At 74.4% G+C, this 25,886-nt stretch carries 27 protein-coding genes; 12 read left to right on the top strand and 15 right to left on the bottom strand.

Features of this window, described 5'->3' with window-relative positions:
• Positions 1-36: 36 nt before the first annotated feature.
• The 4 genes from ftsR to AOM05_RS14200 are packed head-to-tail and all read right to left on the bottom strand — an operon-like array spanning position 37 to position 2,084.
• Entirely contained in the window at positions 37-783 is a 747-nt protein-coding gene (ftsR, locus tag AOM05_RS06265) for a transcriptional regulator FtsR (protein WP_062520413.1), read from the bottom strand.
• Positions 784-786: 3 nt separating this feature from the next.
• The gene (locus AOM05_RS06260; protein WP_062520411.1) at positions 787-1,209 is read right to left on the bottom strand and encodes an FHA domain-containing protein; all 423 of its coding nucleotides are present in this window, start codon (positions 1,207-1,209) and stop codon (positions 787-789) included.
• 30 nt (positions 1,210-1,239) lie between these two features.
• Positions 1,240-1,884, bottom strand: a complete 645-nt coding sequence (locus tag AOM05_RS06255) for a CDP-alcohol phosphatidyltransferase family protein (RefSeq protein WP_062520409.1) — start codon at positions 1,882-1,884, stop codon at positions 1,240-1,242.
• A 50-nt stretch (positions 1,885-1,934) separates the two neighbouring features.
• A complete protein-coding gene (locus tag AOM05_RS14200) occupies positions 1,935-2,084 on the bottom strand; it encodes a hypothetical protein (protein ID WP_156165077.1) in 150 nt (49 codons plus the stop codon).
• A gap of 116 nt (positions 2,085-2,200) precedes the next feature.
• Between AOM05_RS14200 and AOM05_RS06250 the strand changes: the two genes are divergently transcribed.
• Both AOM05_RS06250 and AOM05_RS06245 read left to right on the top strand, forming a co-directional pair.
• Entirely contained in the window at positions 2,201-2,731 is a 531-nt protein-coding gene (locus AOM05_RS06250) for a MarR family winged helix-turn-helix transcriptional regulator (RefSeq protein ID WP_062520407.1), read from the top strand.
• A gap of 48 nt (positions 2,732-2,779) precedes the next feature.
• Positions 2,780-3,877, top strand: coding sequence for an FAD-dependent oxidoreductase (locus AOM05_RS06245; protein WP_062520404.1), 1,098 nt, complete (start codon positions 2,780-2,782; stop codon positions 3,875-3,877).
• Between the two features lie 6 nt (positions 3,878-3,883).
• Here the strand turns inward: AOM05_RS06245 and AOM05_RS06240 are convergent, their stop codons facing one another.
• Positions 3,884-7,249 carry a bifunctional proline dehydrogenase/L-glutamate gamma-semialdehyde dehydrogenase gene (locus tag AOM05_RS06240; RefSeq protein WP_062520402.1) on the bottom strand — a complete coding sequence of 1,122 codons (3,366 nt, stop codon included), beginning with the start codon at positions 7,247-7,249 and terminating at the stop codon, positions 3,884-3,886.
• A 100-nt stretch (positions 7,250-7,349) separates the two neighbouring features.
• Here AOM05_RS06240 and AOM05_RS06235 point away from each other — a divergent pair, with 100 nt between their 5' ends.
• Positions 7,350-8,243 carry a LysR family transcriptional regulator gene (locus tag AOM05_RS06235; protein WP_062520399.1) on the top strand — a complete coding sequence of 298 codons (894 nt, stop codon included), beginning with the start codon at positions 7,350-7,352 and terminating at the stop codon, positions 8,241-8,243.
• Positions 8,244-8,323: 80 nt separating this feature from the next.
• Here the strand turns inward: AOM05_RS06235 and AOM05_RS06230 are convergent, their stop codons facing one another.
• On the bottom strand, positions 8,324-9,100 hold the full coding sequence (locus AOM05_RS06230) for an EI24 domain-containing protein (RefSeq protein WP_062520397.1): 777 nt from the start codon (positions 9,098-9,100) through the stop codon (positions 8,324-8,326).
• Between the two features lie 67 nt (positions 9,101-9,167).
• On the opposite strand from AOM05_RS06230, the gene AOM05_RS06225 reads away from it, so the two are divergent.
• Positions 9,168-10,574 (top strand): amidohydrolase, encoded by a 1,407-nt coding sequence (locus tag AOM05_RS06225; protein WP_062520395.1) that lies wholly within the window; start codon positions 9,168-9,170, stop codon positions 10,572-10,574.
• Here the strand turns inward: AOM05_RS06225 and AOM05_RS06220 are convergent, their stop codons facing one another.
• Complete coding sequence (locus AOM05_RS06220; RefSeq protein ID WP_062520393.1) at positions 10,575-11,003, bottom strand: OsmC family peroxiredoxin; 429 nt, start codon at positions 11,001-11,003, stop codon at positions 10,575-10,577.
• Positions 11,004-11,155: 152 nt separating this feature from the next.
• On the opposite strand from AOM05_RS06220, the gene AOM05_RS06215 reads away from it, so the two are divergent.
• Genes AOM05_RS06215 through AOM05_RS06200 form a run of 4 tightly spaced genes read left to right on the top strand, consistent with a single transcriptional unit; the run spans position 11,156 to position 14,973 of the window.
• Positions 11,156-11,752, top strand: coding sequence for a TetR/AcrR family transcriptional regulator (locus AOM05_RS06215; protein ID WP_062520390.1), 597 nt, complete (start codon positions 11,156-11,158; stop codon positions 11,750-11,752).
• A complete protein-coding gene (locus AOM05_RS06210) occupies positions 11,752-12,531 on the top strand; it encodes a hypothetical protein (RefSeq protein WP_062520387.1) in 780 nt (259 codons plus the stop codon). The genes AOM05_RS06215 and AOM05_RS06210 overlap by 1 nt, the downstream gene beginning before the upstream one ends.
• A complete protein-coding gene (locus AOM05_RS06205; RefSeq protein WP_062520385.1) occupies positions 12,528-13,784 on the top strand; it encodes an aminotransferase class III-fold pyridoxal phosphate-dependent enzyme in 1,257 nt (418 codons plus the stop codon). The genes AOM05_RS06210 and AOM05_RS06205 overlap by 4 nt, the downstream gene beginning before the upstream one ends.
• A gap of 7 nt (positions 13,785-13,791) precedes the next feature.
• The gene (locus tag AOM05_RS06200) at positions 13,792-14,973 is read left to right on the top strand and encodes an MFS transporter (RefSeq protein WP_062520383.1); all 1,182 of its coding nucleotides are present in this window, start codon (positions 13,792-13,794) and stop codon (positions 14,971-14,973) included.
• On the opposite strand, the gene AOM05_RS06195 is transcribed toward AOM05_RS06200, so the two are convergent.
• A complete protein-coding gene (locus AOM05_RS06195) occupies positions 14,970-15,821 on the bottom strand; it encodes an HAD family hydrolase (RefSeq protein WP_062520381.1) in 852 nt (283 codons plus the stop codon). The genes AOM05_RS06200 and AOM05_RS06195 overlap by 4 nt on opposite strands.
• Before the next feature lie 167 nt (positions 15,822-15,988).
• Here AOM05_RS06195 and AOM05_RS06190 point away from each other — a divergent pair, with 167 nt between their 5' ends.
• Entirely contained in the window at positions 15,989-16,699 is a 711-nt protein-coding gene (locus AOM05_RS06190; RefSeq protein WP_062520379.1) for a gamma-glutamyl-gamma-aminobutyrate hydrolase family protein, read from the top strand.
• Positions 16,700-16,703: 4 nt separating this feature from the next.
• On the opposite strand, the gene deoD is transcribed toward AOM05_RS06190, so the two are convergent.
• Genes deoD through AOM05_RS14405 form a run of 3 tightly spaced genes read right to left on the bottom strand, consistent with a single transcriptional unit; the run spans position 16,704 to position 18,620 of the window.
• Positions 16,704-17,408: a purine-nucleoside phosphorylase gene (gene deoD, locus AOM05_RS06185; RefSeq protein ID WP_062520378.1), complete on the bottom strand. Its 705-nt coding sequence runs from the start codon at positions 17,406-17,408 to the stop codon at positions 16,704-16,706.
• A 38-nt stretch (positions 17,409-17,446) separates the two neighbouring features.
• Complete coding sequence (locus AOM05_RS06180) at positions 17,447-18,358, bottom strand: PfkB family carbohydrate kinase (protein ID WP_062520376.1); 912 nt, start codon at positions 18,356-18,358, stop codon at positions 17,447-17,449.
• 49 nt (positions 18,359-18,407) lie between these two features.
• The gene (locus AOM05_RS14405; protein ID WP_062520374.1) at positions 18,408-18,620 is read right to left on the bottom strand and encodes a hypothetical protein; all 213 of its coding nucleotides are present in this window, start codon (positions 18,618-18,620) and stop codon (positions 18,408-18,410) included.
• Positions 18,621-18,678: 58 nt separating this feature from the next.
• On the opposite strand from AOM05_RS14405, the gene AOM05_RS06170 reads away from it, so the two are divergent.
• Together AOM05_RS06170 and AOM05_RS06165 are read left to right on the top strand one after the other, a co-directional pair.
• Complete coding sequence (locus tag AOM05_RS06170; protein WP_169746727.1) at positions 18,679-19,305, top strand: alpha/beta hydrolase; 627 nt, start codon at positions 18,679-18,681, stop codon at positions 19,303-19,305.
• 70 nt (positions 19,306-19,375) lie between these two features.
• On the top strand, positions 19,376-20,452 hold the full coding sequence (locus AOM05_RS06165) for a class I SAM-dependent methyltransferase (RefSeq protein ID WP_062520370.1): 1,077 nt from the start codon (positions 19,376-19,378) through the stop codon (positions 20,450-20,452).
• On the opposite strand, the gene AOM05_RS06160 is transcribed toward AOM05_RS06165, so the two are convergent.
• Entirely contained in the window at positions 20,440-21,339 is a 900-nt protein-coding gene (locus AOM05_RS06160; protein ID WP_156165076.1) for an NUDIX domain-containing protein, read from the bottom strand. The genes AOM05_RS06165 and AOM05_RS06160 overlap by 13 nt on opposite strands.
• A gap of 48 nt (positions 21,340-21,387) precedes the next feature.
• On the opposite strand from AOM05_RS06160, the gene AOM05_RS06155 reads away from it, so the two are divergent.
• Entirely contained in the window at positions 21,388-21,888 is a 501-nt protein-coding gene (locus AOM05_RS06155) for a glutathione peroxidase (protein ID WP_062520367.1), read from the top strand.
• Here the strand turns inward: AOM05_RS06155 and AOM05_RS06150 are convergent.
• The 3 genes from AOM05_RS06150 to AOM05_RS06140 all read right to left on the bottom strand — a co-directional run bounded on the left by AOM05_RS06150 (position 21,876) and on the right by AOM05_RS06140 (position 25,870).
• Entirely contained in the window at positions 21,876-22,493 is a 618-nt protein-coding gene (locus tag AOM05_RS06150) for a YitT family protein (protein WP_228373226.1), read from the bottom strand. The two genes, AOM05_RS06155 and AOM05_RS06150, sit on opposite strands and share 13 nt — an antisense overlap.
• A gap of 58 nt (positions 22,494-22,551) precedes the next feature.
• Positions 22,552-23,811, bottom strand: a complete 1,260-nt coding sequence (locus AOM05_RS06145; protein ID WP_062520365.1) for an MFS transporter — start codon at positions 23,809-23,811, stop codon at positions 22,552-22,554.
• Positions 23,812-23,920: 109 nt separating this feature from the next.
• A complete protein-coding gene (locus tag AOM05_RS06140) occupies positions 23,921-25,870 on the bottom strand; it encodes an acyl-CoA dehydrogenase family protein (protein WP_062520363.1) in 1,950 nt (649 codons plus the stop codon).
• Positions 25,871-25,886: the final 16 nt, after the last annotated feature.

The following is a 25,886-nucleotide window of genomic DNA, read 5'->3' as shown; positions in this document are numbered from 1 at the left end:
TCAACGACCGCGCGCACGTGTCGCGCGACGCCGTCCCTATCCTCCCACCTGATGGCGCACCACGGCGGAGAACGCGGCGATCGCGGCCTCGCCGAAGTCGCCCGCGGCGGCCTCCGCCTCTCCCCCGCCCTTGCGGCGCAGCGGCGCCGCGGCCGCCTGGGCGCGGTCCGCCTCGCGGCGCGCCGCGAGGACCAGGGTGCGCAGCCCGCGCACGTCGCCGCCGGCGTCCAGGTAGGCCCCGGCCGCGACCACGGTCGGCAGCACCGCGGGCTCGAAGCCATCGGGCACGGTGCGCGCGACGATTCCGGCCTCCTCGAGCGCGCCGAGCACCTCGGGCGTCACTCCCCCGCGCTCCGCCACGGCGGTCGCGGTGAGGTAGTCGTCGGGCGCCTCGCCGATCTCGGTCAGCGTGACCGGCTCGTGCAGGCGCCCCGAGTCGAGCGCGTCGAGCTGCTCACGGATCACCGTGAGCGGTCGGTAGTGGTCGCGCTGCTGACGCAGCACGAACCTCAGGCGCTCCACGTCGGCTGGCGAGTACTGCCGGTAGCCCGAGGCTGTGCGCTCGGGCGTCACCAGCCCGTGGGAGTCGAGGAACCTCAGCTTGGACGGCGTCAGCGTGGGGAACTGCGGCTGCACCAGCTGCAGCACGTCGCTGACGCGCAGCATCGGCTCGTGCGAGAGCGCGTGCGGCCAGGTGCCGGAGAGCGGCTCGACGGGACGGGCGTCACCGCCCGCGCCCGCAGCAGAGGGGGACGCCGCCGTGCGACGCGCGGCCTGCGGCATGCGTCAGGCCTGCGTGCCGGGGTGGAACGTGAGACGGTACTTGCCGATCTGGACCTCGTCGCCGGCGGCGAGCTTGCGCTCGGAGACGTTCTCGCGGTTGACGTAGGTGCCGTTGAGCGAGCCCTGGTCGCGCACGAAGAAGTCGTGCCCGTCGCGGACGAACTGGGCGTGCTCGCGGCTCACCGTGACGTCGTCGAGGAAGATGTCGGACTTCACGGAACGGCCCGCCGTGGTGACGTCGACGTCGAGCAGGAAACGCGCGCCCAGGTTGGGTCCGTGGTGCACGATCAGCAGCGCGTGGTCGGGGCCGAGGGCCTGGATGGCGGCCTCGTCCTGCCCGCTCGGTGCGGCGGGGGCGGACTCGGCGAGGGGTACCGCGGAGTCGAGCGACATGGTCCGCTCGACGGGGCTCTCGTCATACGTCATGACGCCTCCTTCGGGTCGATCGGTCGCTGTTCATCCTAGGCCCGCCGGGCCCTCATCCGACACCTCGCCACGCCCGCGAACCGCGGCCGTACGGGCACGGATGTCCCTCACGTACCCGATCCCTGCGTACCAGTAGAGGACCGCGGCGCACGCGGCGCCGATGATCGCGAGCCCGTGCAGCGAGCCCCACTCGGGGAACGCGACGCGCACCAGGTAGGCCATGGGCAGGAACACGTAGAGCAGCGCGGTGGCGACCTTGCCGACGTACGTCACCTGCGGGGACTCGAGGTGATGGTGGTGCGCGATCAGCAGGAACGCTCCCACCATGAGGTCGCGCGCGAGCAGCACCGCGACCAGCCACCACGGGATGATGTCGCGGAACGCGAGCCCCAGCACCACCGCGATGGTGAGCAGCCGGTCCGCGGCGGGGTCGAGCAGGCGGCCCAGCCGGGTCACCTGGCCCCAGCGACGCGCGAGGAAGCCGTCGAGGAAGTCGCTGATGCCCGCCGCGGCGAGCGCCACGATGGCCCAGCCGTCCTTCTCCGCGCCGAGGAGGGCGCCGAACACGGCGATCAGGATCAGGCGAACGGCGCTGATGGCGTTCGGGATCGTCCAGACCGCGGTCGACGGGACCGGGTGCACGTGCCCGTGCCGGGGGTGTTCGGCGGCTTCCACGCGGCTCAGTCTAGGGGGATGCGCGGACGGTGGATCCTGCTAGACCCGGGTCAGGACGACGACTCCTGCTCCATCACCTTGTCCACGGTCTCCGCGGCGATCCGCGTGGCCTCGTCCTCGCTCGCGCCCCGCGCGAGCTCCTTGGCCTTGATCTGCTCGAACTTGTAGTGGCGAGTGTCGAGGACGCTCTCGTCGTTCATCATCCACCTCCGTCGCTGGTCCAGGGGACGCTTCCAGCCTAGGCGGGGACGCGCGCGGTGGCGAGCGCACCGCGGGCCTCCGTGACACCGTCTGCACCCGCCTCTACCATGGGGGCGTGAGCAGCACCGCCCCGGAACCCCGCGACCTCGCGCTGTGGCGCGCCCTCGCTCTCATGGGGCGCCGGCTCGTCATGGGCCTCGAGCAGCGGCTGCAGTCCGCCGTCGGCATCTCGGTGCCCGACCTCGACATCCTCATGGCGCTGGACGCGTCCCCCGAGGGACGCCTGCGGGCCGGCGAGCTGGGCGAGATGCTCGGCTGGGAGAAGTCCCGCATCTCGCACCACGTGTCGCGCATGGAGTCGCGTGCCCTGGTGCGCAGGGTGACCTGCGCCGAGGACCACCGCGGCACGTGGGTCGAGATGGGCGACCAAGGGCGCGGCGCCCTCGACGCCGCCCTCCCCGTCTTCGCCGACCACCTCAAGACCAGCCTGGTCGACGTGGTGCCCGGCGAGGAGGCGGAGGCGTTCGGCCGCGTCGCCCTGCGGGTCCTGGACGCCTCCCCCGCGACCAGCTGCCAGGCGGAGATCGACCGTCTGGGCGTCGAGCTGGGCCTGCGCGCCGGCACCCCCGCGACCACCGCATCGTGACCCTGCGCGCCTCACCGGACCGGTCGCGCGAACCCGTACTGTGAACCCATGCCCGACCCGTCGAACCTGTCCACCGACGTCGTCGTGATCGGGGCCGGCCAGGCCGGTCTCGCCGTGGCGTACCACCTGGGGCGGCGAGGCCTGCAGAGCGGCCGCGACGTGGTGGTGCTCGACCGGGGTCCCGGTCCGGGCGGCGCCTGGCAGCACCGCTGGAGCTCGCTGACCCTCGGCGGCACGCACCACCTCCACGACCTCCCCGGCATGTCGGACACCGGGCTGTCCTTCTCGACGGCGCCGGGCGACCGGCCGGCCCGCGAGGTGGTCTCCGAGTACTACGGCAGCTACGAGGAGCGCCACCGCATCGAGGTGCTGCGGCCCGTCACCGTGACCCGCGTCTCGCGCTGGGGCGACCGCTACCGGATCGACACCGCCACCGGATCCGCCGTCGCGTCCGTCACCGCCCGCGTGGTGGTGTCCGCCGCCGGCACCTGGACCAGCCCGCGGGTGCCGTTCATGCCGGGGCGCGAGCTGTTCCGGGGGCTGCAGACCACCACCGCCGACTACCCGGGCGCGGCGGCCTTCGCCGGCAAGCGCGTCGCCGTGGTCGGCGGTGGCACCTCCGCGCTCACCTTCCTCGACGAGGTGGGCGAGGTCGCCGCCGACGTGCTGTGGTTCACCCGCCGCAACCCCACCTTCCACGACGAGGAGGACGAGCTGTCGCCCGAGCGTGGCCGCGTTGCGGTGGCGATCCAGGACGAGGCGGCGCGCGCCGGTCGGCCCCTGCCGTCGATCGTCTCGGTCACCGGGCTGCCCCGCTCGGCGCTGGTGCGGCGGCTCGAGTCCGCCGGACGCCTCGAGAGGCTGCCCATGTTCGCGGAGATGACCCCCACCGGCGTCATCACCCGCGAGGACGTCGCGATCGAGCTCGACGCGGTCATCTGGGCCACGGGCTTCCGCCCCGAGGTCGCGCACCTGCGGCCGCTGGGCGTGGTGAACGATGCGGGGGGCATCGCGGTCGAGGACGGCCAGGTCCGCGGCGAGCCGGGCCTGTTCCTCGCCGGCTACGGCCCGCAGGCCTCGACCATCTCCTCCAACCGCGCCGCCCGCGTCACAGCGAAGGCGATCACGGAGCTGCTCGGCCGCTAGGACCGCCTACAGGCCGGCGACCACCGACTCGGCGACGGGCCACGCGGTCCCGAACCGGTGCATCGTCACCGCGACCGCCTGCTCGCGCACGAAAGGCAGGAGCTCGACCTCGGGGGCGCCCGTCACCGGGGCGTCGTAGACCGCGAGGTCCGGGCGCTGCTCGGGTGCCGCCCCGACGGCGCGCACGCGGGCGCCGTCGCCGGCGACCCGGGCGACCAGCTGCTCCTCGGTCTCGACGCGCCAGGGCACGCCCGCCTCGTCGAGGCGGCGGCTGAACGCGGGCGTGAGCTCGACGGCGCTCGACACGCCGCCCGTCCCTCCGGCGCGGACGCGCGCGGCGACGGTGCGCACCAGGGCCCACTTGTCCACGCCGTCCCAGCGGATCTCCGTCGCGGCGGGCGCGTACCGGAGCGCGTTGCGCTCGGCGCGCAGCCCGCTGCGGTCCGTCGCGACGCCGAACATCTCGCGCCACGCGCGAGCGTCCGCGGCCGCGGCGGTACGCACCCACGCAGGTGCGTCGCGCACGATCGCGAGCACGGGCGCCTCGTCCCGCTCGACATGCGTCCGCTCCCAGCCGGTGAGGCCCACCAGGTAGGACGGGCCGCCCGCCTTCGCGGTCGGACCCACCACCGAGCGCTTCCAACCGCCGAAGGGCTGGCGCTGCACGATCGCCCCGGTGATGCCGCGGTTGACGTAGAGGTTGCCCGCCTCGACGGCGTCGAGCCAGCGCCCCACCTCCGCGCCGTCGAGGGAGTGGATGCCGGCGGTGAGGCCGTACGCGACGCCGTTCTGCAGCGCGATCGCGTCCTCGAGCGTGTCCGCGGTCATCACGCCCAGCACGGGACCGAAGCACTCGGTGAGGTGGAACCACGACCCGGGCGCGACGCCCGTGCGGACGCCCGGCGTCCACGCGCGGCCGTCACGGTCGAGGCGGCGCGGCTCCACGAGCCACTGCTCCCCCGGCTCCAGCGTGGTGAGCGCGCGCAGCAGCTTGCCGCCGGCGGGCTCGATGACGGGGCCCATCTGCGTGTCCTCGTCGAGGGCCGGCCCCACGGTGAGGGAGCGGACGGCGTCCTCGAGTTGCGTGAGGAACCGGCGCGACGTGCCCGCGGATCCCACGAGGATGACGAGCGACGCCGCCGAGCACTTCTGGCCCGCGTGCCCGAACGCCGACTGCGCCACGTCCCGCGCCGCGAGGTCCAGGTCCGCGCTGGGCGTCACCACGATCGCGTTCTTGCCCGAAGTCTCCGCGAACAGCCGCAGCCCGGGGCGCACGCGGTGGAACAGCTCCCCCGTCTCGTACGCGCCGGTGAGGATCACCTGGTCGACGGCGGGGTGGCGCAGCAGCGTGTCGCCGAGCCCCGCGGCGAGCCCGGTCTCGTCGATGTCGACCAGGCGCAGCGCGTCGCGCGGCACGCCGGCGTCCCAAAGGATCTCGGCGAGCAGGGCGCCGCACCGGGCGGACTGCTCGGCCGGCTTGAGCACCACGGACGATGCGGCGGCCAGGGCGGCGAGGACGGAACCGGCGGGGATGGCGACCGGGAAGTTCCATGGCGGGGTCACCACGGTGACGTCGCGCGGGACGGGCCGCGCGCCCTCGTATCGCTGCAGGTCCAGCGACCGCTCGGCGTAGTAGTGGGCGAAGTCGACGGCCTCGGAGACCTCGGGGTCGGCCTGGTCGATGGTCTTGCCCGCCTCGGCCATCATGACGGCGACGAGGTCCGCGCGCCGGGCCTCGAGCGCCCGTCCCGCGGCGTGGAGGATCCGGGCGCGTGAGTCGGGGTGCAGCGACTGCCAGGACCTCGCCCCAGTCTTGGCGGCTTCGACGTGGGAGGCGACCGCCGCATCGTCCCCCGCACGTGCCGCGCGCAGCGTCGCGAGGCCTGCGTCCGAGGTGAACGCCCGCAGGCGCACGTCGCGCGCCCAGGCGCGGCTGGCGGGAAGGGACGGGTCCGTGTCGGCGGCGTTGACGAAGCCGTCGGCGGGGACGGGACGCGGCGTGGAGCGGTGGGACGCCGGGACGTCGTGGGGGACCCGAGCGAGCGAGGCGCGGAAGCGGCCCTCCTCGCGGGCGAAGGTCGCGGCGTCGTCCAGGTCGAACAGCGCGGACATGAAGTTCGCGGGGCTGGCGACCTCCTCGAGGCGTCGCACCAGGTAGGCGAGCGCGACGTCGAACTCGCCGGGGTGGACCACGGGCGTGTAGAGGCGGAGCGGGCCGGTGTCCTGGGCGACGGCCGCGGCGACGTGCTCGCCCATGCCCAGCAGCATCTCGAAGTCGAGACCGTGGTCGACGCCGCGGTCGCGCGCGGTCAGCAGCGCGTGCGCGATGTCGAACAGGTTATGGCCGGCGACACCGAGCCGCACGTGCGCGACGCGCTCCGGCGTGAGGGCGTAGTCGAGGATGCGCTTGTAGTGCGCGTCGGACTCCTCCTTGGAGCCCCACGTGGCGAGCGGCCAGCCGTGCAGCTCCGCGTCCACGCGCTCCATCGACAGGTTCGCGCCCTTGACCAGGCGCACCTTGATGGGAGCCCCGCCACGGGCCACGCGCGCGGCCGCCCACTCCTGCAGGCGGTGCATCGCGCCCAGCGAGTCGGGCAGGTACGCCTGCAGCACGATCCCAGCGGTGAGCCGCTCGAGACCCGGGCGCTCGAGCAGCCGGGTGAAGACCGCGACGGTGAGGTCGAGGTCGCGGAACTCCTCCATGTCGAGGTTCACGAACGCGCCGTCCTTGACGGCCGCGAGCTCGTAGAGCGGCGCGAGGCGCTCGACCACCGCGTCGACGGTGGTGTCGAAGGCCCACGGGCTGTGCGGGGCGACGGCGGCGGAGACCTTCAGCGAGACGTAGTCCACGTCCTCGCGTCGCAGCAGCGCGTGCGTGCGCTCGAGGCGCCTGTCGGCCTCCGCGGCGCCGAGCACGGCCTCGCCCAGCAGGTTGAGGTTGAGCCTGCTCCCCCGGCTCCGCAGGCGGGCCAGCGCCGCGCCCAGGCGCTCCTCGGACGCGTCCACCACCAGGTGGCCCACCATGCCGCGCACCACGCGGCGGCAGGTCGCGACCACCAGGCCGGGCGCGACGTGCGAGGCCAGCGCTCCGGCCCGCAGCGCGACCCGCTGGTACGCGGGCAGGAAGCCGTGACCCCTGCGCACCATGCGTCGCAGGCTCGCGGCGGCGACGTCCGTGTCCTCGGGCCGCACGATCCCGTCGACGAAGTCGGTGAGGAACGGCAGCCCCTCGGGGTCGCGCAGCATGCGCGCGAGCAGGCGTGCCGAGCCGTCGATCCGGTGATGGCGGGCGGCCTCGAGCCAGGCGCGGACCTGCGCGACGGTGTCGTCGGCGGTGTGCGTGCGCTCAGGAGCGACGGGGGACGTTGTCATGGGCCTCCTTACGGTGACGAGACAGTGTGGACCCCCGCGACCCCACAGCACCATCGCGGTGGACTTACGCATATTCGTAAGCGCTGCTTATGCTTGTGAGGTGCTCGACCTCACCCGCCTGGTAGCGCTCCGCGAGCTCGCGCTGCGCGGCACCATCGCAGCCGCCGCGGACGCGCTCGGCTACACCGCGTCTGCCGTGTCCCAGCAGCTCGCCGCCCTGGAACGCGAGGCCGGCGTGCCGCTCACCATCCGCGCGGGGCGCGGAGTGGTCCTCACGCCCGCCGGCGAGCGCCTGGTGGCCCGCACCCACGAGCTGCTCGACACCATGGAGGTCGCCGAGGCCGAGCTCCACGCGGACTCCGCCCGGCTCACCGGCACCGTGCGGCTCGCGGTGTTCCAGTCCGCCGCCCTCACGCTGGTCACGGGCGCGCTGCTGCGGCTGCGCGAGAGCCACCCCGGAGTGCGGGTGGTGGTGACCCAGACCGAGCCCGAGGAGGCGTTCGCGGACACGTGGGCCCGCGAGTACGACCTGGTGGTCGCCGAGGAGTACCCGCAGCACTCCGCGCCCCACTACCCCGGCGTGGTGCGGCGCCCGCTGGTGCGCGACGAGCTGCTGCTGGCCGTGGGCGGGGACTGGGCCGGCGCATCGTCCGTCCGCGACCTGGCCGGCGCCGCCTGGGTGATGGAGCCGCACGGCACCGCCACCCGCCACTTCGCGGAGCAGACGTGCCGCCTCGCGGGCTTCGAGCCCGACGTGCGCTTCGCGAGCTCGGACCTCCAGGCGCACGTGCAGCTGGTCGAGAAGGGCCTCGCTGTCGCGATCCTGCCCGGCCTCATGGTCGCCTACTCCGGGATCGACGCGCGCCTCATGCCGCTGGAGGGCGGGCCGCGCCGGACCGTGTTCGCGGCGATGCGCGCGACCTCGCGCCTGGACCCCGCGGTCGAGGCCGTGCGGCTCGCGCTCGAGGCGGAGGGCACCCCCGCCGGGGCCTGACCCGTTCGCTGGGCACGGTCCGGCGGGCGACACGCCGCGTGGGCCGGAAGCGGAGGCCGGCCGCCGCCGCGCGTCGGGGCTCAGACCGTGCGCAGCGAATCGTCGGGGAGGCGGCGGACCAGCAGGGTCGCCCCCACCACGGCGGCGGGCATCGCGAGCACCGCGCCCAGCGGCAGCAGGAACAGCAGGAAGATCAGCGCGCCGAACGCGATCACCCGCAGCCGGTACGGCTTGAGCGCGCGCACGCGGTCACGGCGGGCGACCACGCCGCGCCGGGCCATCGGGTAGGCCGTCAGCTCGATCGCGAGCAGGCGCCCGCCCACGAGCGCGCCGACCGTGAAGGCCGTCGCGGACCCGACCACCGGCAGGAGGCCCACGAGCAGCAGCACCAGCGACACCCCGAGCGAGATCGCGACCGTGACGAGCGCCTCGGCCAGGCCGCGGCGCAGCGCGGGCCACCACGGCTCCTCGGGCGCGGCCTCGAGGTCCCCGTCGACCCGGCGCGACATCGCCTCGAAGAACGGGCCGCCGATCGCGAGGGTGAGCGTAGCGAACAACGCGACGGCCACCAGGGACGATGCGGCGAGGACGGCCACGGATGCCGTCACCGAGACGAGGGACGCCAGCCAGCCGTCCCTGGCGCCGAGCGCCTCCGCCACCGCCTCCCCGATCGCACCGAGATTCACCACCAGCACCGTGAGCGCGGCGCCGAACAGCACCGCGACGATCGCGCCGGGGATCACGCCGAGCAGCATGAGGCGCGGCGCGCGGGCCCACCCGCGCAGCCCGTCGATGGCGGTGCGGATGCCCTCGATCACCTCGGCGGCGGGGCGGGACACGGCGCGGGCGGCGGGCATGGCGCCGATGCTATCGGCGGCCCCGGCGCGCGGGTACAGTGACGCGCGGCCCACCCGAGGAGATCTGATGCATGACCTGATCCTGCGCGCCGCGCGGCTTCCCGGGCGCGACGCGCCCGTCGACCTCGCGATCGACGCGGGCCGCCTCACGGGGAAGCCGTCCCGCGCGGGCCGCGAGGAGATCGCGCTCGACGGCCGCCTGGTGATCCCCGGGCTGTGGGACGCGCACGTGCACTTCGGGCAGTGGGCGCGCACGCGCGGACGCCTCGACGTCTCCCGCGCCGGATCCGTCGCGGAGGCATGCACCACCGTGCGCGAGGCCCACGCCGACGGGCTGCTGATCGGGTTCGGCTTCCGGTGGGCGACCTGGGCGGACACCCCGACCGCGGAGGCCCTGGACGCCGCGCGGACCGCACCCACCGTGCTGCTCTCGGGCGACCTGCACACCGCATGGGTCAACACCGCCGCGGCGGCGGAGCTCGGTTGCCGCACCGGGGTTCTGCGCGAGGACGAGGCCTTCGCGGCCGAGCGGGCGCTCGACGCCGCGCCCCTGCCGCTGGCGGCGGTCGCGGACGCCGCGCGCGCCGCCGCGTCCCGCGGGATCGTCGGCATCGTGGACCTCGAGTTCGCCGACACCGTCGAGCAGTGGTCCGCGCGCATCGCCGCGGGCGTCGACGCGCTCCGGGTATCCGCGGGCTTCTACCCGGACCTGCTCGACGCGCGGATCGCCGCCGGTGCGCGCACCGGGCTGGCCGTCGCCGGCACGCGCGGGCTCCTCACCCACGGCCCGCTCAAGGTCATCACCGACGGGTCGCTCAACACGCGCACGGCGCACTGCGTCGACCCCTACCCCGACGGCGGCGTCGGCATGCAGAACGTGGACGCCGCCGCGCTCACCGCGCTCATGAGCAGCGCGACCGCGGCGGGCATCGACTGCGCCATCCACGCGATCGGCGACGCCGCCAACACCATCGCGCTCGACGCGTTCGCGGCCAGCGGCGCACGCGGCACCGTCGAGCACGCCCAGCTGCTCGCCGACAGCGACGCCGCGCGGTTCGCGGTGCTCGGCGTGGTCGCGAGCGTCCAGCCCGAGCACGCGCTCGACGACCGCGACGTGGCGGACGAGCTGTGGGCGGGACGCACCGGCCGCGCCTTCCCGCTGCGCGCGCTGCTCGACGCCGGTGCCCGGGTGGTGCTCGGGTCGGACGCCCCGGTCGCGCCCCTGGATCCGTGGATCGCGATCGGCGCCGCCGTGCACCGCACCCGCGAGCACCGGCCGGCCTGGCACGGCGAGCACGCGCTCACGGTCGACGAGGCGATCGCGTCGAGCACGCGGACCAAGGTAGCGCCCGGAGAGGTCGCGGACCTTGCCGTGCTCGACGACGACCCCTGGACCGCGGGCCCGGACGCGCTGCGCGCCCTCCCCGTCGCGCTCACGCTCGTGGGAGGGCGCGTCACGCACGCCTCGCTGTAGCTACTCGACGAGCGTCGCGCTCTCGAGCGAGATGTCGACGCCCGCGAGGGCCTTCGACACGGGGCAGTTCGCCTTCGCGTCCTCCGCGAAGCGGCCGAACTCGAGCTGGTCGATCCCGGACACCTTGCCGTGGACCGTGAGCATGCTCGACTTCACGCCCACGCCCGCCTCGAACTTCACCTCCGCGTCGACCTTCACCCAGGTGGGCGGCGTGCCGTTCTGCTCGAGCGCGAAGGACAGCGCCATCGAGAAGCACGAGGCGTGCGCCGCCGCGAGCAGCTCCTCCGGGGTGGTCGCACCCTGGCGGCCCGCGGAGCGCGCGTTCCAGTCGACCTCGAACTCGCCGTTGCCCGACCCGAGCGTCGCCTTGCCCTGACCCGTGGTGAGCCCGCTGTACCAGTCGGCATGCGCCTTGCTTGAGACCTCCATGGCCACTCCCTTGCTTGTTCACGTCGTCGACGGCGGCCGCCGCCTCCCCCCACGTTACGTCCCTGTTAAACCTTCGTGCAGACCCTTGCGGGCGCGTCCGCCCGGGTGGGAGCGTCTCCTCGGTTGGACGAACGTCCAAGAAGGGAGCCGCCATGCGGATGCCGATCGAGGAGCGCCGCGCCGCGCTGGTCGAGGCCACCCTCGCCGTGGTGGAGCGCGACGGCCTCTCGGGGACCTCGGCGCGCACCATCGTGCGGCAGGCGGGCATGCCGCTCGGGGCGTTGCACTATGCGTTCGACTCGCTCGACGGCCTGCTCGCCGCAGCCGTCGACGCGGTCACCGAGCAGGAGCGCCTCGCCGTCGAGCACCTCATGCCCGCCGCCGACACCGTCGAGGACCGGCTCGAGGCGGGCCTCGCGGCCTACGTCGACCTCCTGACCTCCAGGCCCGCGCGCGAGCTCGCGTTCCTCGAGCTCATGCTCCACGCCTCCCGCGCGCGCCTGGCGGAACCGCCGGCACCCGGACGCTACGCCCCCTCCTACGCGGTGGTCGAGGCGCTGCTCGCGGATGCCGCGGACCGGGCCGGGGCGACCTGGACCACGGCGCCCGCCACGCTCGCGCGCCACACCGTCGCGATGCTCGACGGCATCACCACCACCTGGCTCGCTGACCACGACACCGCCGCGGCGCATGCGAACGCCCGATTCCTCGCCGCCTCGCTCGCGGCCCACGCCCACCAGGAGGGGTGATGCTCACCGACACCGACCCGCGCGTCCTCGCGCACATCAACCTGTTCGCCGTGCTCGGCGCGCTGCCGAGCCTCGCGGAGCACGCCCCGGAGGCTCGACCTCTCCTCGCAGCGGTCGACCGTCCCACCACCGTGCGCTTCCGCGTGCGCGGGCTTCCCGACCGCGCGCTCACCTTCGATCGCGACGGGATCGCCGAGGGCGCCCATGGCGAGCGCACGGTCACGCTGGTGCTGCGCTCCCCCGCGCACCTCAACGCGATGATCGACGGCGCGGCGCAGCCGGTCCCCCTCGCCCGACCCGCGGGGCTGCGCTTCCTCACCCAGGTGTTCGCGCCGCTCGCGGACCTGCTGGGCCGCTACCTCCGTCCGTCCGAGGAGGACCTCGCGGACGCCGCCTTCTCCGAGGCGAGCGCCGTCATCACGCTGCACGTGGCGGTGGCTGCGATCGCGCAGGTCGCCAACACGGACCGCTCGGGGCGCTTCTCCGCGGGGCTCATCCCCGACGGCCAGATCGCCCTCGAGGTGGGCGACTCGCTGGACCTGCGTCTCCACGCGCGGGACCACGCGCTCACGTTCGACCCGGCCCCCGCATCGTCCCCCGCGAGGGCCGCCCTGACCTTCCGCGACCTCGACGTCGCCGGCGACGTGCTCGCCGGGCGCGCCAGCGCGCTCGCCTGCCTGGGGGACGGCTCGATGGCGATGCGAGGCTTCATCCCCATGATCGACAACGTGAGCCGGATCCTCGACCGCGTGGGCCACTACCTCGGAGAGCAGCCATGACCGCCACCGCCACCACCCCGTACACGTACACCAGGAGCCGCGAGGCGTTCGCCCGCGCCCAGCGCGTGATCCCCGCCGGTATCCCCGGCCACCAGGGGCCCTCCGAGGGGTGCTACATCCCGCAGTCCGCCTACCCGCTGTTCAGCGAGCGCGCCGAGGGCTCGCGGTTCTGGGACGTCGACGGCAACGAGTACCTCGACTACATGTGCGGCTACGGGCCCAACGTGCTCGGCTACGGCGACCCGGTGGTCGACGCCGCCGCGCGCCGGCAGGCCGCGCTGGAGGACGTGGTGACCATCCCGTCGACCACCATGGTCGACCTGGCCGAGCTGCTGGTGGACACCGTCGCCAGCGCCGACTGGGCGTTCTTCGCGAAGAACGGCGGCGACACCACCACCCTCGCGGTCATGACCGCGCGCGCCGCGACCCGCCGCAAGAAGGTCGTCTTCGTGAAGGGGTACTACCACGGCGTCGCGCCGTGGACCCAGAAGCTCGACTACCCCGGCGTGCTCGAGGAGGACGTCGCGCACAACCTGTACGTCCCGTGGAACGACGTCGCGGCGCTCGAGGCGATGTTCCGGGAGCACCGCGGCGAGATCGCGGCGTTCATCTCGACGCCGTACATGCACGGCAACTTCGTGGACAACGAGCTCCCCGCGGAGGGCTATTGGCAGGGCGTGCGGCGCCTGTGCGACGAGCACGGGGTGGTCCTCATCATGGACGATGTGCGGGCCGGGTGGCGTCTGGACCTCGCCGGGTCGGACCACCACTACGGCATCGAGGCGGACCTGGTCTGCTTCTGCAAGGCGATCGGCAACGGCTACAACCTGGCGGCGCTCACCGGCCGGGAGGCGCTCCGGGAGACGGTGGCGTCGCTCACCTACACGGGCTCGTACTGGATGAGCGCGGTGCCCTTCGCCGCGTCGATCGCGACCATCACACGGCTCAAGGAGCTGGACGCGCCCGCGCTGTTCCGGCGTCGCGGCACCGAGCTCACCACGGGGCTGGTCGAGGCGGCCGCGGGCCACGGCCTCACCCTGGTCGCCTCCGGCGAGCCCGCGCTGTTCTACCTGCGGCTCGCCGATGACGACTCGCTCATGCTCCACCAGCGGTGGGTCGCCGAGTGCGTGCGCCGCGGCGTGTGGTTCACGTCCCACCACAACCACTTCCTCAACGCCTCCCTCACCTCGTACGACATCGCCCGTACGCTCGAGATCGCCGACGAGGCCTTCGCCGCCGTCGCCGCCGGATAGGAGAGCCGTGAGCGCGTCCCCCGCCACCGCATCGTCCCTGCCCGTCCGTACCGCGCGTCTGGGCGTGTACGCGGCGTACGCCGCGCAGGGCCTCGGCTACGCGACGGTGGTGACCGCCCTGCCGCAGCTCAAGGACCGGTACGCGATCGACGACGACACGGTGTCGCTCATCACGCTCACCGTGGTGATCGGCGCGGCCGCGGGCTCCATGGTGGCGGACCGCGTCGCCGTGCGGCTCGGCTCGCGCGCGGCCGTGATCCTGGGGCTCGCGCTCCAGGCCGCCGCGCTGCTCGCGGTCGCCACGCCGGTCCCGCTGCCCGTGTTCTGGGCGCTGTTCGGGGTCTACGGCGTCGGGCTGGGATGCGTGGACGCCTCGGCCGCGATGCAGGGCGTGATCGTGCAGCGGCGGATCGGGCTGGCCGTGATGGCGTCGTTCTTCGCGGCCAACACGGCCGCGTCGATCGTGGGCGCGCTGGTGATGTCCGCCGGGGCCGGCACGGCGCTCGGGGCGAGCCTCGGCCTCACGGTGGCCGGGCTGGGCGCGGCGGCCGTCGCGGTGGCCGGGCGGCGCGTGCTCGATCCCGCGCGCGAGAGGGCGGCCGAGGCGGGCGGCGAGCGGCCCGCGCTACCGCTGCGCGGGCTGTTCGTGGTCGGCATGGTGGTCTTCGCCGCGTTCACGGCGGACTCGACCGTGTCGACGTGGTCCACCGTGCACATGACCGACGGCGTGGGGGCGACGGCCACGGTCGCGCCGCTGGGATACGCCGTGTACGCCGGCTTCACGCTGATCACGCGGCTCACCTCGGACCTGGTGGTGCGCCGCTACGGGCGCGCGCACCTCGCGGTGGCGACGGTCGCCGTCGCGATCGCCGGCCTGGTGCTCGCGGGGCTGGTGCCCGCGGTGTGGGCGGCGCTGCTCGGCTTCGCCCTGGCGGGGCTCGGGGTGGGGGCGCTGGTGCCGCTCGCGTACGCCGCCGCGGGCGACCTGGACCCGCGCCGCTCCGACGAGATCGTGGCGCGCGTCAACCTCTTCACGTACCCCGGATCCCTGATCGGCGCCGTCCTGCCCGGCCTCCTCGCGGCCGGCACCGGCATGGGCGCGTCGTTCCTGCTCGCGGCCGTGCTGCTGCTGCCCGCGCTCGGAGCGGTGCGGCACTTCCGGGCGCGCGGCGAGGCCAGGGCGGCCTAGCCGACGGGGTGGTCCAGCAACCGCCGCAGCGTGGTGACCACACCCGCCTCGGTATTCGCGGGTGCCATGAACCGCGCGCGCTCCGCGACCTGGGGGTGCGCGTTCGCCATCGCGAACGACAGCTCGGACGCGTCCATCATCTCGAGGTCGTTGAGGTAGTCGCCGAACACCACCGTCTGCGCGGGCGTGACCCCGAGCGCCTCCTGCAGCGCCCGCACCGCGACGCCCTTGTCCACGCCGATCGCCATGATGTCGATCCAGTGGCGGTCCGAGACCACCACGCGCAGCGCGTCGCCGTCGAAGCCCGCGAGGGCCGGCGCCGTGTCGTGGGCCGCGTCGCCGAAGTCGTAGACGGCGACCTTGAGGATGTCGTCCTCGACCGCCGTGACGTCCTCGACCACCTCGAGCGCGGCGTAGTACGGGCGCGCCTTCGCGAGGAACGCCTCGTCGGCGCGCTCGACGTACGCCGACCGCTTGCCGCACACCACCGCGCCCACGTCGTAGCCCGCCGCCGCGTGCGCGCGCAGCACGCCCACGATCTCGGGCATCGCGTCGCGCGGCAGCGGCGAGGCGGACACCTCGACCTGGCCGCGACGCACGTAAGCGCCGTTCTCCGCGATCACCACGAGGTCCTCGCCGAGCCGCTCGAACTGCCGCGCGAGGGTCGCGTACTGGCGGCCCGAGGCGGGCGCGAACAGCGCCCCGCGCTCGTGCATGCGCTCGACCAGCGGCCAGATCGCGTCCGGGATGCGCTTCGCGGCGTCCAGCAGCGTGCCGTCCATGTCGCACACCACCAGCCGGATGTCGTGCGGTCCCTCCGGCACGTGGAACGCGTCGGGCTGGGTCATCGATCCTCCTGGGGTCGGGGCGTGTCCAGCCTAGTGGGGGGACGATGCGGCGCCCGCCCGGGCGTCCCAGCCGGGCGGGCGCGGGGTCGCCGTGGTCAACCGGTCCGTGCGGGGGGCGCTAGATTCCTCGACCAAGGGGCGGACGCGTCCCGGGATTCGGGGGAACCATGGCCGCACCGGTGATCGGCGCCACGTCCTACGTCGAGGATGCGAGCACGGGCATCTGGCACGAGCGTGCAGTCTGGCTCCCCGACGCCTACGTGGCGCCGCTGCGCGACGCGGGCGCAGTGATCGCGGTGCTCCCCGAGCAGGACCCGGCGCTCGCCGAGGACGTGCTCGCCCGCGTCGACGCCTTGTACCTCACGGGCGGCTACGACGTGGACCCCGCCGCCTACGGCGCCGAGCCGCACGCGGCGTGCGACGAGCCGCGCGCGGGACGCGACGCGTGGGAGCTCGCGCTGGTCCGGGCCGCGCTCGCCGCGGGCAAGCCGATCCTGGGCGTCTGCCGAGGCGCGCAGGTGCTCAACGTGGCCCGCGGCGGCACGCTGCACCAGCACGTGCCCGACGTGGTGGGTCACGACGACTACCAGAAGGGCGACGCGATCTTCCGCGAGCTCGGCGTGTCGGTGCTGCCGGACACGCTGCTCGCGCGCCTGCACCCGCTCGAGCGGGACGTGCCCATGTACCACCACCAGGCGATCGACCGGGTGGGCGAGGGCCTGGTGGTCTCCGCCCGCAGCGTCCACGGGCTCGTGGAGGCGGTCGAGGACCCCGCGCAGGTGTTCTGCCTCGCGCTGCAGTGGCATCCCGAGCACGACGAGCTCACCGCCGTGTGGGACGCCTTCGTGGCGGCCGCGCGGGAGCGCGCGAGGCGCTGACGCCCTACAGCGCCAGCGCGATCCGCGCTGCGGCGTCGAACTGCGTCTCGCGCTCCTCGGACGTCATGCTCTCCCCCGTGACCAGGTGATCGGAGACCGTGACGATCGCGAGGGTACGGACCCCCTCCGCGGCGCCGACCGCGTAGAGCGCGGCGGCCTCCATCTCGACCGCAAGCGTGCCGTGCGCGGTGAGCGCCTCCGTGAGCGCGGGGCGCTCGAGGTAGAAGTGGTCCGAGGTGAACACCACGCCGGCGTGCACCCGCGCGTCCAGCCCGGCCGCCTCGGCCCGCTCGGCCGCGGCACGCGCGAGCGAGAAGTCCGCGACGTGGCTGAACTGCACGCCGGGGATCCGGCTGGCGGTCATGGCGGAGTCGCTGTGCGCGCCCGTCGCGATGATGACGTCACGCACCGCGACGTCGGTGCTCATGCCGCCGCACGTGCCGACCCTGACGATCTGCTTCACGCCGTACTCGCGCGCCAGCTCGGTCGCGTAGATGGTGATGGAGGGCGCGCCCATGCCCGACGCCATCGCGGTGACCCGGCGCCCCTCCCAAGAGCCCGTGAAGCCCAGGATGCCGCGCACGTCGGTCACGAGCTCGGCGTCCTCGAGGTAGTCGGTGGCGATGCGCTCGGCGCGGCGCGGGTCGCCCGGCATGATGACGCGCTCGGCGATCTGGCCGCGCTCGGCGCGGATGTGAGGGGTAGGCATGGCGCCACCCTATCGACGCGGCGGGGCCGGCGGGTCCCTCAGCCGGCGTGCGGCAGCGCGCGGTAGTCGTCGACGTCGGAGCGCGTGGGGATCGAGTCCGCGGAGCCGGGCCGCTGCACCGCGAGCGCCGCGGCCGCCACGGCGACCTCCGCCGCCGCCCGGACCGGCGCACCGACCGACACGCCCGCGGCGAGCGCCCCGCAGAACGTGTCGGTCACGGCGGACGAGTCGAGCGCGTGCGCGACGTAGCGCGGGAGCTCGAGGACGCCGTCGGAGTCGGCGAGCAGCGATCCGCGCAGGCCGCCGAACACGATCGCGGTGGGCACGCGTGCCGCGAGGGCGCGAGCGGCCTGCTGCGGTGCCGCGCCCGGCATCCCCGCGGCGTCTCCCGCCTCCTCGAGGTCGACCACGAGCACGTCGACCTCGTCGAGCATCGCGTCCATCTCCCCCAGCTGGGGTCCAGCGTCGAGGATCACCGTCGCGCCGGCCGCGCGGGCGAGCGCGGCGGCGGCGCGTGAACCGGTGACCGGGGTCTCGAGCTGCAGCAGGAGCACGGCCGACCCGCGGATCGCGTGGGCGGCGCGGTCGGAGACCGTGTCGAGTGTCGCGTTCGCGCCGGGCAGCTCGATCACCGTGATCTCGCCGTGCTCGTCGACCGCGATCATGGCGGCGCCGGTGGCGCGCCCGTCGACCTCGTCGACGCAGGCCTCGACGCCGGACTCGGCGAGGCAGCGCAGCAGCATGGTGCCGTGGTCGTCGGAGCCGACCGCGCCGACGAAGGCCGTCCGCGCCCCCATGCGTGCCGCGGCGACGGCCTGGTTGAGGCCCCGGCCGCCCGGCCCCATCTCGAGGTCGTGCCCCAGCGTCACCTGCCCGCGCCGCGGGAGCTCGTCGACCAGGACCCTGAGGTCCGCGTTCGCGCTGCCGAACACCGTGACGTCGCGCTGCACGGGGCCTCCTGTCGTCGTGGCGCGCGCCGTTGCGCGCCCTGAGGGGAGTCTAGAGGTCGGCCTTCCAGTGGAAGCCGCCGTCGATCGCCTCGCGCATCGCCTGCATCGCGTTCGCGATGGTGGTCTGGTAGATCCGCGACTCGTCGCTCGTGGCGGCGGTCGCCTTGGTCCGGGCGCTGCGCTCGTGGAACGCCAGGTACGCGACGATGCGGGCGCGCTCGGCCGCTCCGCCGTCGCCGGTGTCGGGCGTGGGATCGCTCATGCCTCCGCATCGTACGCGCGGACCCGCCCGCGCCGGCGGACCCGCGATACTGGGGAGCGTGACCGTCCTGCGCTCCGTCCTCTCCCCCGTCCCGCCCGGCTCCGACTCCGACACCGTCGCGCTGCTGCTGCACGGCTTCGGCTCGCACGAGCAGGACCTGGTGTCGCTCGCGCACTGGCTGCCCGCCGGGCTCCCCTGGGCGTCGCTGCGCGCGCCGCTCGACACGGGGTACGGGGGTGCCGCCTGGTTCCCGCTGTCCCCCGACGGCGCGATGGACCAGGACGCGATCGACGCGGCCACCGCCGCCGTGTGGGACTGGGTGGACGCGACGCTGGGACCCGACCCGCGCATCGTCCCCCTCGGGTTCTCCCAGGGCGGGCTCATGGCCCTGCAACTGCTGCGCACCCGCCCGGAGCGCGTGGTCGCGCCCGTGGTGCTCGCCGGGTTCGTGCCCGAGGGCGCCCAGGCGGCCGACCCGACCCTCGCCGCCATCCGGCCCGCCGTGTTCTGGGGTCGCGGCGGGTCCGACCCGGTGATCTGGCCGCGCGCGATCGACCGCACCCGAGCGTTCCTGCGCGACCACGCCGACGTGGAGACGCGGATCTACCCCGGACTGGGCCACTCCATCACCGAGGAGGAGATGGAGGACGTCCGCGCCTTCCTCGCGACGCGCCTCTCCGTTTGACGGGACGCCGCGCGCGCGGTGCCATGGAGGGTGGCGGTCGCCCGCCCGGGGGCGACGGGGAGGAGCCGGCATGTCCCCGCATGCGCAGGCCGACGCGGATGCCTGGGCGGAGCACGTCCTGGTGTCCGCGATGGGCGCGATGGACACCCTCGCGATCCACCTGGGCGACCGGCTCGGCTGGTATCGCGAGCTCGCCACGGGCGGGCCGCACACCCCCGAGTCGTTGGCCCAGGCCACGGGCACGCACGCCCGGTACGCGCGCGAGTGGCTCGAGCATCAGGCCGCGGCGGGCATGGTGACCGCGTCGGAGGTCGACTGCGTGCGGACCTACGCGCTCCCGCCGGGCGCCGCCGAGGCCCTCACCGACGGCTCGTCGCTCGCGTACGTCGCGCCGCTGGCCCGCATGGTCGCCGCGGCGGGCGTCCAGATCCCCGCGCTGCTCGAGGCGTACCGCTCGGGCGGCGGGGTGAGCTGGGCTGACCTCGGCGACGACGCCCGCTGGGCGCAGGCGGACGTCAACCGCCCCTGGTTCGAGACCATGCTCGCTCCGGCGCTGGCGGCAGTGCCCGAGCTCGACGCGATCCTGTCGCGCCCCGGCGCGCGCATCGCGGACATCGCGTGCGGCGCCGGCTGGTCGGCCCTCGCGCTCGCCCGCGCCTACCCGACGGCGCGAGTGACCGGCGTGGACGTCGACGAGCCCTCGGTGCTGCGGGCGCGCGCGAACGCGATCGAGGCGGGCCTCGCGGACCGCGTCGAGTTCCTGCACGCCGACGCGGGCGCGCTCGAGGGCGACTACGACGCGGCGTTCGTGCTCGAGGCGCTGCACGACATGCCGCAGCCCGTCGAGGTGCTCGACGCGATCCGCCGCGCGGTGCGGCCCGACGGCGCCGTCATCATCATGGACGAGGCCGTCGCGGAGCGGTACGCGGAGCCGGGCGACATGGTGGAGCGGCTCATGTACGGCTACAGCATCCTGGTGTGCCTGCCGGACAGCATGTCCGCGTCGCCGAGCGTCGCGACCGGCACGGTCATGCGGCCCGGCGTGCTGCGCGGCTACGCGGAGAGCGCCGGCTTCGCCGACGTCAGCGTGCTGCCCATCGAGGACTTCGCGTTCTTCCGGTTCTACCGGCTGCATCACCCGGGCTGAGCGCGCTCCGCGGCGTCGAGGGCGTCGAGCAGCCAGCCGGCGCCGCGCGTGCGGGCCACGTCCGCGACGCGCCGCTGGAGGCCGCGGTCGGAGGAGGCGACGGTCACCCGATGCCCCGCGGCGGCGAGGGCGTGCGCCTGGGCGACGATCGCATCGTCCCCCTCCCCCGGCGCGTGAACCACCTCCACCCCGGGCGGCGCGGCCGTGCCGCGCGCGCGGCCCTCGACCACCGCGACGATGCGCGGGTACCAGGCGTGCAGCGGCAGGCCCCAGTCGGGGGCGGGCATGCCGGCCGCCGCGAGGGTCGCGAGCCGGTCCATCAGCCGCGTCGCGGCGCCCGCACGGTCGCGCCACCATCCGTCGGGGACCGAGCCCACCACGTTGGCGGCGTCGACCACCAGCGCGGGACGATGCGCGAGGGCCTCGCGCAGCACGGGCCAGGACGCGGCGAACCCGGGGTGCAGCGCGAGCTCGTCGACGCGGTCGACCGCGACCCAGGCCAGCTCGAGGCTCTCCTGGTCGGCGGCGACGGGCTCGAAGGCCGCGGTGACCCGGGCCACCACGGTGGTGTAGGTCCAGATCTCGCGGTCGAGGACGTGGACGGCCTCCGGATGGACCGACCCGGCGGGCACCCCCGCCTCCTCGGCGGCCTCGCGCAGCGCGGCGTCGAGCGCCGCCTCGCCGTGGTGCCGCGCCCCGCCGGGGATGCCCCACGTCCCGCCGTGATGGCTCCACGCGGCCCGATGCTGGAGCAGGATGCCGCGCTCCGCGTGGTGCGCGAGCAGCCCGGCGGCGCCGAACGCGCCCCAGTAGCGGGTGCCGTCGGGGGCGACCGCCCAGTTGTCGCCCGGGTCGCGGTCGGCGGGCAGCGGGGGCGGCGTGGTCACGTCGCCAGGCTCCCACAGGCCGCGCCGCGATGGTGCGAGGATGGTGACATGTCCACTCTTCACGACTTCACGGCCATCGCGCTCGACGGCACCGAGCGCTCGCTCGCGGACTACGCCGGATCGGTGGTGCTCGTGGTGAACACGGCGTCCAAGTGCGGTCTGACCCCTCAGTTCGAGGGCCTCGAGGCGCTGCACCGCGAGCTCGGCGACCATGGCCTGGCGGTGCTGGGGTTCCCCTGCAATCAGTTCGCGGGCCAGGAGCCGGGCACGTCCAAGGAGATCGGAGAGTTCTGCCAGGCGAACTACGGCGTGACGTTCCCCATGTTCGCGAGGATCGACGTCAACGGCCGCGACGCGCACCCGCTGTACACGTGGCTGAAGTCGCAGACCCGCGGCCTCGCCGGCGGCGCGATCAAGTGGAACTTCACCAAGTTCCTGGTGGGACGCGACGGCCACGTCATCCGCCGCTACGCGCCCACCACCGAGCCCGCTGCGATAGCCGAGGACATCCGCGAGGCGCTCGCCGTGGGGGCGGCTCAGCCGAAGTAGCGGCCCGGGCGGTGGTTGATCGCGACCACCAGGTTGAGCAGCACGCCGCCCACGATCGAGCACAGCAGGATCCATGGGTTCACCAGCGCCACCGAGGCGGCGATCACGCACAGGTCGAGCGCGAGCTGCACATAGCCGGCGCGCCAGCCCCGGGTCTTCTGCAGGTACTGCGCGAGGATCCCGAAGCCGCCGGCGCTCGCGCCGTGACGGAACAGCACGATCATGCCGGTGCCCACCGCGAGCCCCGCGAAGATCGCCGCGTACATCGGGCTGAGCGACGCCACGTCGATGAAGTGCGGATGCAGGCCCACGCCCACAGAGATGAGGCCCACCGCCGCCAGCGTCTTCACCGTGAACTGCCATCCCATGCGGCGTAGCGCGAGCCAGTAGAACGGCACGTTGATGAGGAAGTACACGAGCCCCAGCTCCCAGCCGCTCACGTAGCTGGTGAGGAACGCCACGCCCGCGAGCCCTCCGGTGACGCCGTCGATCGCGCTGAGCAGGTACATGCCCCACGACATGAGGAACGCGCCGATCAGCACCGCGAGCACGTCCTCCCACAGCGCGTGCCTCTTCACGTCGACGGGCGGCTCGATCACGGTCACGGCGGGTCCTCCAGGCTGCGGGTGGCGCGCCGTCCGGAGGGACGATGCGCGGGCCGGGTCAGCGTCCCGGGCTCGCGGCGACCCGGTCGCCTTCGGCCGCCAAGGAGGCTACCGCATCGTCCACCGGGACCCGCGTGACCGCCCATCCGGCGACCGCGGCGAGGACGCCGGGCACGCACAGCGCGAGGCCCACCCACGTGGGCGCGAGGTAGCCCCAGCCGGCCGCGATCACGGCGCCGCCCAGGAAGGCTCCCAGGCTGTTGCCCATGTTGAGCGCGGAGTGGTTGACCGCGGCGGCGATGGTCTGGCTGTCGCCCGCGACGTCCATGAGGCGGGTCTGGATCGCGGGAGAGATCGCGGCGGCGGTCGCGCCCACCAGGAACAGGCCCAGCAGCAGGCCGGGGACGGTGCCCGCGGCGAGCCCGAGGAGCAGCAGGGAGGCCGCGAAGGCGCCGAACAGCTGGAACACCGCGCGCATCGCGCCGCCGTCGGCCATGCGGCCGCCCACGATGTTGCCCGCGGTCATGCCCAGGCCGAGCACGATCAGCGCGAGCGGAACGAACGCCTCGGTGGTGCCGGTGACCTCGGTCGCGAGGGGCGACACGTACGAGTAGACGGCGAAGAAGCCGCCGAAGCCGAGCGCTCCGGTCGCAAGCGCGAACCAGACGGCGGGGCGCGTGAACGCGGAGAGCTCGCGGCGCACGGTGGCGTGCGGGTCGCCCGGCGCCTTGGGGACGAGCAGCGCGATGGCGAGGGTGGTGAGCGCGAAGATCGCGGCGACACCCAGGTAGGCGATCCGCCAGCCCGACTGCTGGCCCACCCACGTGACCACCGGCACGCCGATGACGTTGGCGATGGTGAGCCCCGACAGCACGAACGCGACCGCGCGGCCCCGCTTGCCCGCGCCCATGAGGTCGGCGGCCGCCAGGGCGGCGACGCCGAAGTACGCGCCGTGCGGCAGGCCCGCGAGCACGCGCGCGGCCACCACGGTCTCGAACGTGGGGGCGAGCGCGGACGCGATGGTGCCGAGGGTGAAGCCGGCGGCGAGCACCATGAGCAGCCCCTTGCGCGGGAAGCGCGCCGCCACCGCCGCGATGGTCGGGGCGCCGATCACCACGCCGATCGCGTAGGCGGAGATGACGATCCCCGCCTTGGCGATCGCGGCGTCGGGGTCCTGCGCGTACAGCGTGGGGAGCAGGTCGCGCGCGATGTCGGGCAGCAGGCCCATCGCGACGAACTCGGTGGTGCCGATGCCGAAGCCGCCGAGCGCGAGCGCGAAGAGCGCCCAGCGCGTGCGGGCGGGGCTCAGTGAGGACATGGGGCGCCGATCTGTGATGAGGGGAGGGTCCGCTCATCGTCGAGCGCGCGGATGACCAGTCAACCACGCCGGCGCCCCAGGGATTCCGGGAAGCGCTCTCCCGTACGGGTCAGTCCGCGAGCACCGCCGCGGTCAGCCAGCCGCGCGGGATGCCCAGGCCCTCGACCAGGGCGAGCGCATGGGGACGCAGCTCGCGGCACAGCGCGTCGATCTGGTCGCCGATCGCCTTGGACCGCCCCGCGGTCACCCGGTTGTGCTCGAGGTACCAGGCGCGGTCGCCGGCGATGCTCGACAGCGCGTACAGGCTGCACACGCGCTCGAGCACGTCCCTGGCCTCGCGGTCGGCGCAGGTGTCGATGGCCTTGACGAACGCGGCGAGGGTGACGCGCTCCATGTGGGCGCGGGCCACGAACTGCACGTGCGGGCCGAGCCGGTTGAACGCCTCGAACGTGTCCCCGCCGGACTTGGCGGCGGCGCGCATGCGGCGCGCGAGCGATTCGAGCGAGTGCCGCTCGCGGTCCTCGAACATGAGCGCGTGCCAGCCGCGGTCCACCAGGGTGGTCTCCTCGGGGCGGCGCCGGGCGGTGCTCGCCAGCCGGTCGAGCATGAGCCCCGCGGCGGTGCGCTCCATCACCATCTCCCCGACCGCCCGGGTGGTCGCCTGCACCACCCCGGAGCGGTCGAGAGCGCTCCACGCGTGGCGGAAGTCGCCCAGCAGCGCCTTGGTCACCAGCTGCATGAGGACGGTGTTGTCGCCCTCGAAGGTGGCGAAGATGTCGACGTCGCCGCGCAGGGCGGTGAGCTCGTTCTCGCTGATGTAGCCCGCGCCGCCGCAGGCCTCGCGCGCCTCATGCACCGCCCGGTTCGCGAACCATGTCTGCATGGCCTTCATGCCCGCGGCGAAGGTCTCGAGCTCGCGCTGATCGCGCTCGGTGCTCGCGTCATCGCCCTGGACGTGCACCAGGGCGGCGATGAGCTCGTTCTGGGCGGCGCCGAGGGCGTAGGCCTGGGCGATGAGCGGAAGCAGCCGCCGCTGGTGCACCACGTAGTCGAGCAGCAGCACACCGTCCGGTCGCCCCGGGGCGGGGAACTGGCGCCGGCGCAGCGCGTGACGGGTCGCGATCGACAGCGCGCGGCGCGCGGCCATCGCCCCGCCGCCGCCGACGCAGACGCGCCCGCGGACCAAGGTGCCCAGCATGGTGAAGAACCGGCGGGTCGGGTCCTCGATCGGGGAGCCGTAGGTGCCGTCGGCGTCCACGCCGCCGTAGCGGTCGAGCAGCATGCGGCGCGGCACGCGCACGTGGTCGAAGGTGAGCGTGCCGTTGTCGATGCCCAGCAGGCCGCCCTTGTGGCCGTGGTCGCCTGCGGTCACGCCGGGCAGGGTGCGGCCGGACTCGTCGCGGATCGGCACCAGGATGGTGTGGACGCCGTGGCGCTCCCCCGCCACCACCAGCTGGCCGAACACCGCGGCCATGCGGCCGTCGCGGGCGGCGTTGCCGATGTACGCCTTGGTCGCGGCCAGCGTGGGCGAGTGCACCTCGAACTCGTCGGTCTCGGGCAGGTAGGTGATCGTGGTCTCGAGGCTCGCGACATCCGAGCCGTGCCCCAGCTCCGTCATGGCGAAGCAGCCCAGCAGCTCCATCGACGTGACGCCGGGCAGGAAGGCGTCGTGGTGCCACGCCGTTCCGAGGTTGGCGATGGCGCCGCCGAACAGCCCGAACTGGACCCCCGACTTGATGGTGACGGACAGGTCCGCCTTGGCGAGGGTCTCGAACGTGAGCACCGCCTCGAGCGGGTCGGCGTGGCCGCCGGCGCGCTCGGGGACCCCCGCCGAGCCGAAGCCCGCCGCGTCCAGGGCGCGCAGCCGCGCGAGGCACCAGTCCCGAGACTGCTCGACGTCGTACGCGACCGGACGCAGCGCATCGTCCGCCGGGAAGGTCGCGAGGGCGACCGCCCTCTCCCGCGCGTACGGCCCGTCGAGGGCGGTGCGCAGCGCGGCGCCGAGCGTGGTGAGGCGCTCGTCCGTGGCGGGGGCGGTGGGCTCGTCGGTCAACGTCATCGTTGCTCCTTCGATG

The sequence above is a fragment of the Demequina silvatica genome (assembly GCF_000971215.1).
Taxonomy (GTDB): Bacteria; Actinomycetota; Actinomycetes; order Actinomycetales; family Demequinaceae; genus Demequina; species Demequina silvatica.
This window is presented reverse-complemented; position numbering and strand designations above follow the sequence as displayed.